Here is a 9,271-nt window from a genome sequence, read left to right as displayed (position 1 = left end):
ACGTGGGGCGATGTGCTTTGCGAACGAGTCGGTCGAGGATGGTGTCGGTGAGCGCAAGGAAGCACGGCGGATCGAGGCGTGCCTGACCAAGCATCCCCTGGTGCGGGAGGCTGTCGTGGCCGCGGTGGGCGACGGAGCGGACAAGCGACTCGTCGCGTATGTCGTGGTCGATCCCAGCGAATCGTTGCCGGCCACGCTGTGCGCTCATGTGGCAGGCGCGTTGCCGGACTATATGGTGCCAAGCGCATTTTTGAGGCTCGACGCGTTTGCCCTTACGCCGAACGGCAAAATCGACCGGCCGCCTGGCGTCCCTATGTGCTGGGGAAGATCGAGACCCATGACATCGCGTGCACGCACGACGATATGGACCGGCCGGGCCCGTCGGCGGAAATCGGCCGCGTGCTGCGGGAAAAGCTCGACCAACTGCATGGCGCGTCGTCGCAGGAGCGCGGCCGGGTGGTAACCGCCTGAACGTTGGTTGGCACCGCATCTCGGACGCGGTGCCCTGGGATGGGCGCCAGTGGGGGCATGCCGCATCGCACAGTATGCACCCCGTTTTCCAGATAAAATTGAGAGGTTAATCTAATTTAGGTGTTGTCAACCAAGGGTTTTCCCGAATTTGTTCGAAAACAGACTTTACATTTGCGAATTAGAACATTAAATTTCGCGCAGCGATGTAGTGGGCGTTATGACGGGACTGAATGTTCAAAAACGAACATTGATGGCCGGACTGCCTCGCCTCGCGCGGCACTGCACTGTGTAGACGGTGCAGCGTTCAACAACGGCCAAACCGACGGAGACAGTCATGGAAGGCAAGTACGTCCTGGCGCTGGACCAGGGCACCACCAGCTCGCGCGCGATCGTGTTCGACCGCGGGGGCAATATCGTATCGACTGCTCAAAAGGAATTCCGCCAAATCTACCCTCAACCCGGCTGGGTTGAGCACAATCCGCAGGAAATCTGGTCGACCCAGGCGGGCGTCGCCGCTGAAGCCGTCGTGCGCGCGGGACTGAACGGCGGGTCGATCCACGCATTGGGAATCACGAATCAACGCGAGACGACAATCGTATGGGATCGTGAGACCGGGCTGCCGATTTATAACGCTATCGTCTGGCAGGACCGACGCACCGCCGATTTTTGTGCTGAACTCAAGGCACGTGGGCTTGAAGGCGCAGTTCGCGCGAAGACCGGCTTGCCAATCGATGCTTACTTCTCCGCGACGAAGATCCGCTGGATCCTAGACAACGTCGCCGGCGCGCGCGAGCGCGCTAAGCAGGGCAAGCTCGCGTTCGGCACGGTTGATAGCTGGCTGATCTGGAATTTCACGCGTCACAATACGCACGCGACGGACGTGACCAATGCGTCCCGCACGATGCTGTTCAATATCCATACGCTGGACTGGGACGACGAATTACTCGCCGAACTGGATATTCCGCGTAGCATGATGCCGCAGGTCAAGCCGTCCTCGGGGCTGTACGACGCGACGAAGACCACCGTGTTCGCGTCGCGGATTCCGATCGCCGGCGTGGCGGGCGATCAGCATGCCGCGCTGTTCGGGCAAATGTGCATCACGCCCGGCATGGTCAAGAATACGTATGGCACGGGCTGCTTCCTGGTGATGAACACCGGCGACAAGCCGATTGAGTCGCGCAACAACCTCGTGACGACGATTGCCTGGCAAATCGACGGCAAGACCACCTATGCGCTGGAGGGCAGCATCTTCATCGGCGGCGCTGTGGTGCAATGGCTGCGCGACGGGCTGGGAATCATCAAACAGGCGGCCGATATCGAGGCGTTGGCCGCCTCCGTGCCGCACAGCGATGGCGTGTTCCTAGTGCCGGCCTTCGCGGGCCTGGGCGCGCCGCATTGGAATCCGCACGCACGCGGCACATTGTTCGGCGCCACGCGGGGTACCACGGCCGCGCATATTGCCCGCGCCGCGCTGGACAGCATTGCCCATCAATCGTTTGACGTGCTCAAGGCAATGGAGGCCGATGCAGGCCAGCCGATCACCGAGCTGCGCGTCGATGGGGGCGCGGTCGAGAACAATCTGCTGATGCAATTTCAGGCGGACATCCTCGGCGTGGACGTGGTGCGCCCGCGCGTGACGGAGACCACCGCGCTGGGCGCCGCCTACCTTGCAGGGCTGGCGACTGGATATTGGGACGGCATCGATGAGGTCCGCGACCAGTGGCAGCTGGACCGGCGCTTCATACCGGCGCTGGAGTCGGAGGAGACGGCGCGGCACAGGGCAGGCTGGCAGCGTGCGGTATCCGCCGCGATGATGTGGGCGGCGGCCTGATCGACGACAACGGAGATTATCATGACCCATGCGTTGATCGCAGAATTGATCGGAACTGCCCTGCTGGTATTGCTCGGCGACGGCGTCGTCGCCAATGTGATCCTGGCGCGCACGAAAGGCCACAATAGTGGGCTGATTGTGATCGCGATAGGCTGGGCAATGGCTGTATTCGTGGGCATCGTCTGCTCGGCCGCCTACAGCGGTGCGCACCTGAACCCGGCTGTGTCTGTGGCGCTCGCCGTCGCCGGCAAGTTCGCGTGGGCCAAGGTGCCGGCCTATGTGGCCGTGCAAATGCTCGGCGGCATGTTCGGCGCGTTCCTGGTCTGGCTCGTCTATCGTAAGCACTTCGAGTCGACGGATTGCCCGGACACAAAGCTCGCGGTGTTCTGCACGGGCCCGGCGATTCGCAATACGCTGGGCAACCTCACGTCAGAGATTGTCGCCACGTTCGTACTCGTGTACGCAGTGCTGCACATGGCTGCGCCGTCTGTGGGCCTGGGCGCGATCAACGCGCTGCCGGTCGCATTGCTGGTGTTGGGCATCGGTGTGTCGCTTGGCGGCACGACCGGCTATGCGATGAACCCGGCGCGGGACCTAAGTCCGCGGATTATGCATGCACTGCTGCCCATACCGGGCAAGCGCGACAGTGACTGGGGCTACGCGTGGGTGCCGGTCGCCGGCTCGTTGATCGGCGGTGTGCTGGCGGCGGTGGTTTGCGTGCTCCAGGGATAGAACGGGGCCGCCTTCCGCCCGGCTGAGCGTCCGAGGGCGCCAGTGCGCGATCAATATAAAGAGAACCCGGTGCCGGCGCCCGCCGGCGCCGCCGCGCCTGACGGCTCGGCGGCGCGCCGTGCTGTGCTGTGCGATCGGCCAGGCCGCTTAGCTCGACGCATCCATGCGTGCCGGTCCCCCTGTCTGGGAGGCCGGCCACCGCATATCGCTGGCAACAGCTTGGACACCCAAACGAGCGGCGTGGTGGCCGTGGTCTGTGGCGCGGCCATTGTTGACGCGCGTGCCGTCACCGCGATCCGCGGATCCGTCCCTTTACACGCCTTTACGCTCCGCTGCGATCCGCGGCCGAGCCGTCGTGCGCCGCGTCATCCGGTTTGGCGTGTCCCCGGTTGGGGCGTCACTGCGCATTTTTCGTGCCGATCATGATCCGCTTCAGTGCGCACCGCTTCCGCGAAACGCTCCAGGGCGGTGACTGAGCCGTGCACGCTTTGATACTGTTCATGCCCGATCTTCCCGTCGAGCGTCACGAAAAAGCCGGACTGTTTTGCAAGTTCGAGGATGTCCATCCTGCTACAAGCCTCCATCCCAAATACTGCCGTTTTTTGATCGCTGTCACACATGCGACCGGCGTGTGCCCACGCTACCTCATGCTTCCATGCTACACGCTTACCGGCGCAGCGATGGAACGATTGGTGCGTTGCCCTGCCAGCAACGGCCTAGATGCGCCGCTTGCCCGAGCGCGTCGAACGCCCTATGGCGAAAATAACTGTTGCGGGAATCGTGCCTGCTCGGCCAGTCAATGTGACCGTGGTGACGGCGGGCGTGCCGCACGGGCGACGCTCGAGCCGGGCGGGGCGGGAGCGCGCGAGCCGGCGCGTGCCGGGACCAGCCGCACCAGCGTAATCTCTGATGGTGCGCCAATGCGCTTCGGCGGCCCCCAATACCCAGTGCCGCGACTCGTGTAAACCCATAGCTGCGACAGCCGGTGCAGGCCGGCGGTGAACGGCTGCTGCAGCCGCACGAAGAAATTCCACGGGAAGAACTGGCCGCCGTGCGTGTGCCCGGATAACTGTAGCGTATAGCCTGCTTGCACGGCTGCCGACGCGGTACGCGGCTGGTGGGCCAGCAGGATCCTCACGGCGGCGTGCGGCGGCGCCCCGCGCAGCGCACCGGCCGGATCGCTGGCATGCGCGGCGTCGAAGTGACCCGCCGAATAGTCCGTGACGCCGGCCACCACGACGCACGCCGTACCGTGGCCGATTACCACGTGCTGGTTCATCAGCACGGTTAGGCCAAGCCGCTTGAATTCGTCGATCCACGCGTGCGCACTGCAGTAGTATTCGTGATTACCGGTGACCAGGAATACGCCGTGCCGCGCTTGTAGCTGCCCCAGCGGCTGGGTATGGGGCGCCAGTTGCTCGACGCGGCCATCGACGATATCTCCGGTGATCGCGATCAGGTCCGGCCGCAGTGTATTGACCGCCTCGACGATCGCCTCGACATAGCCGCGTTTGATCGTCGGCCCGACATGGATGTCGCTGATCTGCGCGATCGTGAAGCCGTCCAATGCGTCCGGCAGCCCGTCGATCGGGACCTGGACAGTCACCACGCCTGCGCGCCGGCGTGCATTGACAAAGCCCGCGAACGAGGCCAGCAGCGCAAGCGCGGGCACGACGGGTGCCGAATCGCGCTGCCATTGCTCAAGCGGCCAGTGCGCCGCGAGCGCGGCATCGAGCACATGCACGAAGAGCAATGCAACGTCGCGCGCGAACGTAAGCACAAGCAATGACGAGAAAAATCCCATCGCCAGCATGCCCGCCCACGCAAGCCAGTCGGAAAGCGGCTGTCGTTCGATTGCCTGCGCCAGCATTCCGAATAGAATCAATATGACGGACAGTCCAAGGTACGCGACTGCCGCGTTGCACACGGCGGGGCCGCCTGGCAGTACCGGCACCAAGCGCACGCCGACGTAGAGATGCATCAAAATACCAATCGCGATGATCCGGATTAGAAAACTATAGCGTCGCATGTAATCCTTTCATGGTAAGCCGCCTGCGCGATGGCTGGGCGGGTGCATGGCTATTCTAGCGGTAGATGATTCACATACGGCGCCTGACCGGCTCACGAGAATCGCAATGGAATCCTGGATTCACCCCGTGACGTTAAGCGGACAGGCGATCGTGCTCGAGTTGCTCAGCCTCGACTACGTCGACGCATTGGAGGAGGCCGTCACCGACCGCCGGCTATGGGAGTGGTGGGCGTTAAGAGGCTGCACCGACGCCTGAAATCGGTGCAACGTGGTATGCACGTCGTATGCACATGGTATGCACGTGGTATGCGACGTGGTATCTGCGTGCCCCGGTGAAGCAGTACCAGCGCACCGCGGTGAATACGGAAGCGAAGCTGCTGTTGCTCACCCATGCGTTCGAGCGGCTTGATGCGATTGCAGTCGAATTCCGCACTCGTTACGTGAACACCGCGGCGCGGTCGGCGATCCTACAATTGGGTACGAGGCAGGACGGCAACTTGCGCAATCACCCGCTCGCGGCTGACGGCAGCTATCGCGACACGGTAGTGCTTTCGATTTCGGGGTCTGAATGGATGGCGGTGCGTAACGATCTGCGTGTCTGGCTGCAGCGCGATCCTGCATAGTGAGCACGCGACGGGTCCGCCGACGTCGTTTCCAGTCACGCAGTAAAATGCGAACGTGGTTGGCGCTTGCGCCGGCCGTCAAAACGCCATGTGACGGCGCATTACCAGCGCGTATTTGTACGGCGACCTTTTACTTTACGTGACTACTGGATAGCCACCGACAGGGCAGAACAGCGTTTCATGGCAATGTGCACAGGCACAATAGAGGCTGGCGGCGCCAAGCCTGCCGCGTCTATTTCCAGCAACAACAAGGGCCTTGTTCACAATAACCAATGAAACGCATTCTCGTGGTCAAAGTCACGTCGCTTGGCGACATTGTGCAGGCGCAGCCCGTTGTGTGGGACCTGCGGCGCGCCTTTCCTGAAGCCCGGATCGATTGGGCGGCGGACGAGGCGTTTGCCGACGTGGTTCGCTGGAATCCGGGCGTTGACCGCGTGTTGTGCGCGCCGCTGCGGCGTTTCAAGAAAGCGCGTAATCTGGACGACCTGCGCGCCATCATCGCGTCGATCCGCATGTTGCGCAGCGAGCGCTATGATCTGGTGCTCGATATTCACGGCGTCTACAAAAGCGCGATCATTGCATTCATCGCCCGGTCGCGACGGCGTTATGGCTACTGCCGCGAGAACCTTGGCGAGGCAGGCGCAGCATTCGCGTATACCGACCGGTTTGACCGGCGGCATTCGTTGAACGCGTGGTATGCCATGCGCCGCAGTGTCGGCGATGCACTCGGCTATTCGGTCGAGGGGCGCCCGCATTTCGGCCTGAAGCTGCCGCCAGCGTTGCCGCTGTCGGCGATCGGCGATTCGGGGCGGCGCGCCATGTTGTTCCACGCGACCTCAACTGATGTAAAAAAGTGGCCGGTTGGGCATTGGATCGACGTGGCCCGGGCCTTGGCTGCGCGAGGCCTGCAGGTCCTACTGCCATGGGGCTCGGAACGGGAGCACGACGAAGCATGCCGGATCGCCGCGGGTGTGCCGCAGGCTCAGGTATTGCCCAAGCTCACGGTGACAGAGTGTGCGCAGTTCATCGAAGCATCGGAACTCGTGGTCGGCATGGATACCGGATTCGTGCATCTTGCCTATGCACTTGACAAGCCGACCGTGATGATCTTCACCGCGACTTCGCGTTCGCATTTCGGCATCGACATACCGGGTCGCGCCACATCAGTCGGGGACGAAGGGAGCCCGCCAGCCGTGCGCGATGTACTGGCTGCAATCGACTCGGTGTACCCGCGCGGAGTGGTTAGCACCATTTCCACTGGTTCCCGCGTCGAATCGATCGTGGCCGTGAAGTCGTGTCCGGTGATAATCCCGTTCCGGCATGAGGCAGCTTGACCGTGCCGACGCGCGGCCCTCGTCGATACGCCGGGCAACGGACCTGTCACGGGTGAGCAGACTACTGGTGGCGCAGGACCATTCGATCGAGACCGTTCAGTTGCTCCTTGGGCATGCCAAGCTATTTGATAGTGAACGCAGCGTAATAAAAGCCAGCAAATTAGAAGAAGCGGGGCTTCAATACTCCATTTTTTTGGCCTTGCATTTTTGGGTGATGCTAGTGCATATTAAACATATATAATATTTTTACCTGGCAAGGTAAAGAATTGGTTTTGCAGGCGTAGCGGAGCCTGCCACCCGAAAATAAGAAGCCTTTTAAGGGAAAATGATCATGGCTGAAATCCGGTTTGCCAGACTTGTGTCGCTCGATTTAAAAGTTGAGACGTCTGCGTCGGCTGAGGCGACTTTGAACATGTTGGCTTGCGTTGAGTAGAGGAAAACGACGAGCTTGTCGGAACCATAAGCTTTCGCCGCGAAACTGCGCGTTACCACACCGTTGCTTACACCACAGTCCTGCGTGCGGGACTCCCGGACAAGCGAATCCATGTGCTCTACTTGATCGGGAGCGACGGCGTGGCCCCCTCCGCGCTGATGGCGATGGTCGAGTATGCGGGGTTTCGGCGCTGGACGCGAGCGCTCCCGAATCGTGGATTATCGGAGATCTCGGAATTTGCCCCGTCAGTGGTAGCAAGTGCCATCAAGGCGGGCCGGTGCAGCATTCCGCAGCTTCGAAACCATACTATTCCCCGGGACTGGGCGGGGCAAAAAACTGCGTGCGGTGTCGATTCTTCATCACTGGACCAGCATTCTTGGGCGGCCTCGTGGCTCGGTTCAATGCGGAGGTGCCAAGCGATAATACAGGCAGCCTTACGCGCGCATACGAGCGTCGCGACCGGGTACTGGATGAAGGCGACGGGATTGCCCATATCTGGCATGCTATCTATTGGCTTGTCGAAAGGTGTAGGGCAACGCTGACTGCGCCAACCGAGGGTAAGCAGCAAGTGAAGCTCGTACTTGCTGGCGGAGTCGAAGATCTGCAGGCTGCTCTTTCAGAGTGCAGCGAATAGAGTTTTACGACGCTGTGTGCCAGCGCGCGACGGTCTATCCGAATGAGAGTGTTGTGCTCGCCAACCTCCGGCGAGGGCGGGTGCTTGACGCAATGCTCTCGCGGAGCGGAAAACCAACGATCTTCGCCTCTCTGACAGAATCGGAGGCTCTCTCCGTCGGGAACCAATTCGTCGAATTGCTGATGGCTAGACTCGGTCGTAACGACACCCAGGCTCTCGTCGAAGGGAAACTTCTCCTCGATGATCTAGGCATAACCAAAGATGTGGACCGACTGCTGCAGAGGGCATTCTCCAGCTCGGTTCGACTGCTCGATATGCGGAGAAAGGCCTAATGTATGAAAAAGACTGACCCCACTCAATTGCTCGGTGAACTATGCAAGGACGCGCATCCGAGAACGGCCGCATCCCTGCGAATCATCTTTTAAGTCTGCCAGGAACAGGAAGAGCGCCGCAGCGCGGACTATTCGGTAGCCACCATCGGAAAATTGGCAAACGCCCGGGGCGGCCCGAGCGCGCCGGCCATCCGAAACAAGACCGGCGAACGGTACCGCGCATTGATTGCCGCATACGCCGATCATGCTGGCGGACGGAAGAAAAAAGGTGCGGCCCCCGAAATCCTCTGCGGTTGACGAACTCCTTGAGGGCGTCTCGGATCCGGTCCTCCGCGCTCGCATCAACCTGCTAATAGCCGATCTAGAGTCCACCAGAGCGCAGTTGCTTGCGGCACGACATCTTGCCTCGAAAAATTCAGTCCTGGTCCTCAGCGGCCCGGAGGCGCTCGCCACTGCCCCTGCGCAACCAGACGCTGCTTTAACCCCTCAAGAGAAGAAGTCTTTCGCTGCGGCGATTTCGGAGAAGACGTTGGAACACTGGGGCTGGTTGATTGACAGTAATGGCCGGGTCCTTACCAATCGCGGCCAGGTCGTCTTCGGTGCCGGCTTCGTTACCACAATCTATTCACAAAGGACCGCATCCGGCCGGATTTTGAACGAACAGGTGTACATCCTCGTCGCACGCGACCGTGCTAGACAAACGCTGGACTTCGTGCCCAGCAAAGGTCCAGTGACAGCCCAGCAATTGCACGAACACCTATTCCCCCGTCTGGCTCCGCACGTACAAAACGTCAATACCTACTACAGTCGGCTGCGCGACGACTGCGCTTGGTTCAGTTGCTGACCTATCTG

General features: G+C 61.2%; 8 protein-coding genes and 3 pseudogenes. 9 read left to right on the top strand and 2 right to left on the bottom strand.

Going from position 1 to position 9,271, the window contains the following annotated elements; translation table 11 throughout:
* Positions 1-10: 10 nt before the first annotated feature.
* From RBRH_RS20625 to RBRH_RS14085, 4 genes and pseudogenes are all read left to right on the top strand, one after another.
* Positions 11-277, top strand: a pseudogene (locus RBRH_RS20625) (AMP-binding enzyme); the annotation flags it as partial.
* Positions 278-315: 38 nt separating this feature from the next.
* Complete coding sequence (locus RBRH_RS20620) at positions 316-471, top strand: hypothetical protein (RefSeq protein ID WP_232509423.1); 156 nt, start codon at positions 316-318, stop codon at positions 469-471.
* A 334-nt stretch (positions 472-805) separates the two neighbouring features.
* Positions 806-2,302 carry a glycerol kinase GlpK gene (glpK, locus tag RBRH_RS14090; protein ID WP_041754825.1) on the top strand — a complete coding sequence of 499 codons (1,497 nt, stop codon included), beginning with the start codon at positions 806-808 and terminating at the stop codon, positions 2,300-2,302.
* Positions 2,303-2,323: 21 nt separating this feature from the next.
* Positions 2,324-3,034 (top strand): MIP/aquaporin family protein, encoded by a 711-nt coding sequence (locus tag RBRH_RS14085; RefSeq protein WP_013428770.1) that lies wholly within the window; start codon positions 2,324-2,326, stop codon positions 3,032-3,034.
* Between the two features lie 365 nt (positions 3,035-3,399).
* On the opposite strand, the gene RBRH_RS14080 is transcribed toward RBRH_RS14085, so the two are convergent.
* Together RBRH_RS14080 and RBRH_RS14075 are read right to left on the bottom strand one after the other, a co-directional pair.
* Positions 3,400-3,600 (bottom strand): hypothetical protein, encoded by a 201-nt coding sequence (locus RBRH_RS14080; protein WP_041754823.1) that lies wholly within the window; start codon positions 3,598-3,600, stop codon positions 3,400-3,402.
* Between the two features lie 230 nt (positions 3,601-3,830).
* Positions 3,831-5,063: a metallophosphoesterase gene (locus RBRH_RS14075; protein ID WP_013428766.1), complete on the bottom strand. Its 1,233-nt coding sequence runs from the start codon at positions 5,061-5,063 to the stop codon at positions 3,831-3,833.
* A 106-nt stretch (positions 5,064-5,169) separates the two neighbouring features.
* On the opposite strand from RBRH_RS14075, the gene RBRH_RS21475 reads away from it, so the two are divergent.
* From RBRH_RS21475 to RBRH_RS21590, 5 genes and pseudogenes are all read left to right on the top strand, one after another.
* Positions 5,170-5,319 (top strand): hypothetical protein, encoded by a 150-nt coding sequence (locus RBRH_RS21475; RefSeq protein ID WP_232509383.1) that lies wholly within the window; start codon positions 5,170-5,172, stop codon positions 5,317-5,319.
* 28 nt (positions 5,320-5,347) lie between these two features.
* The gene (locus RBRH_RS21165; RefSeq protein WP_013428764.1) at positions 5,348-5,686 is read left to right on the top strand and encodes a GNAT family N-acetyltransferase; all 339 of its coding nucleotides are present in this window, start codon (positions 5,348-5,350) and stop codon (positions 5,684-5,686) included.
* A gap of 272 nt (positions 5,687-5,958) precedes the next feature.
* Positions 5,959-7,020 carry a lipopolysaccharide heptosyltransferase I gene (waaC, locus tag RBRH_RS14060; RefSeq protein WP_013428763.1) on the top strand — a complete coding sequence of 354 codons (1,062 nt, stop codon included), beginning with the start codon at positions 5,959-5,961 and terminating at the stop codon, positions 7,018-7,020.
* Between the two features lie 1,552 nt (positions 7,021-8,572).
* A pseudogene (gene gmtX, locus RBRH_RS21005) lies at positions 8,573-8,981 on the top strand (gamma-mobile-trio protein GmtX); the annotation flags it as partial.
* 87 nt (positions 8,982-9,068) lie between these two features.
* A pseudogene (locus RBRH_RS21590) lies at positions 9,069-9,236 on the top strand (gamma-mobile-trio protein GmtX); the annotation flags it as partial.
* Positions 9,237-9,271: the final 35 nt, after the last annotated feature.

This window comes from Mycetohabitans rhizoxinica HKI 454 (assembly GCF_000198775.1).
Classification (GTDB): Bacteria; Pseudomonadota; Gammaproteobacteria; order Burkholderiales; family Burkholderiaceae; genus Mycetohabitans; species Mycetohabitans rhizoxinica.
This window is presented reverse-complemented; position numbering and strand designations above follow the sequence as displayed.

What these genes read in the sequence shown, in the direction of transcription:
- RBRH_RS14075 (WP_013428766.1), bottom strand. Translation starts at nt 5,063, where the DNA reads ATGCGACGCTATAGTTTTCTAATCCGGATCATCGCGATTGGTATTTTG.
- RBRH_RS21165 (WP_013428764.1), top strand. Translation starts at nt 5,348, where the DNA reads ATGCACATGGTATGCACGTGGTATGCGACGTGGTATCTGCGTGCCCCG.
- glpK (WP_041754825.1), top strand. Translation starts at nt 806, where the DNA reads ATGGAAGGCAAGTACGTCCTGGCGCTGGACCAGGGCACCACCAGCTCG.
- RBRH_RS14080 (WP_041754823.1), bottom strand. Translation starts at nt 3,600, where the DNA reads ATGGACATCCTCGAACTTGCAAAACAGTCCGGCTTTTTCGTGACGCTC.
- RBRH_RS14085 (WP_013428770.1), top strand. Translation starts at nt 2,324, where the DNA reads ATGACCCATGCGTTGATCGCAGAATTGATCGGAACTGCCCTGCTGGTA.
- waaC (WP_013428763.1), top strand. Translation starts at nt 5,959, where the DNA reads ATGAAACGCATTCTCGTGGTCAAAGTCACGTCGCTTGGCGACATTGTG.
- RBRH_RS21475 (WP_232509383.1), top strand. Translation starts at nt 5,170, where the DNA reads ATGGAATCCTGGATTCACCCCGTGACGTTAAGCGGACAGGCGATCGTG.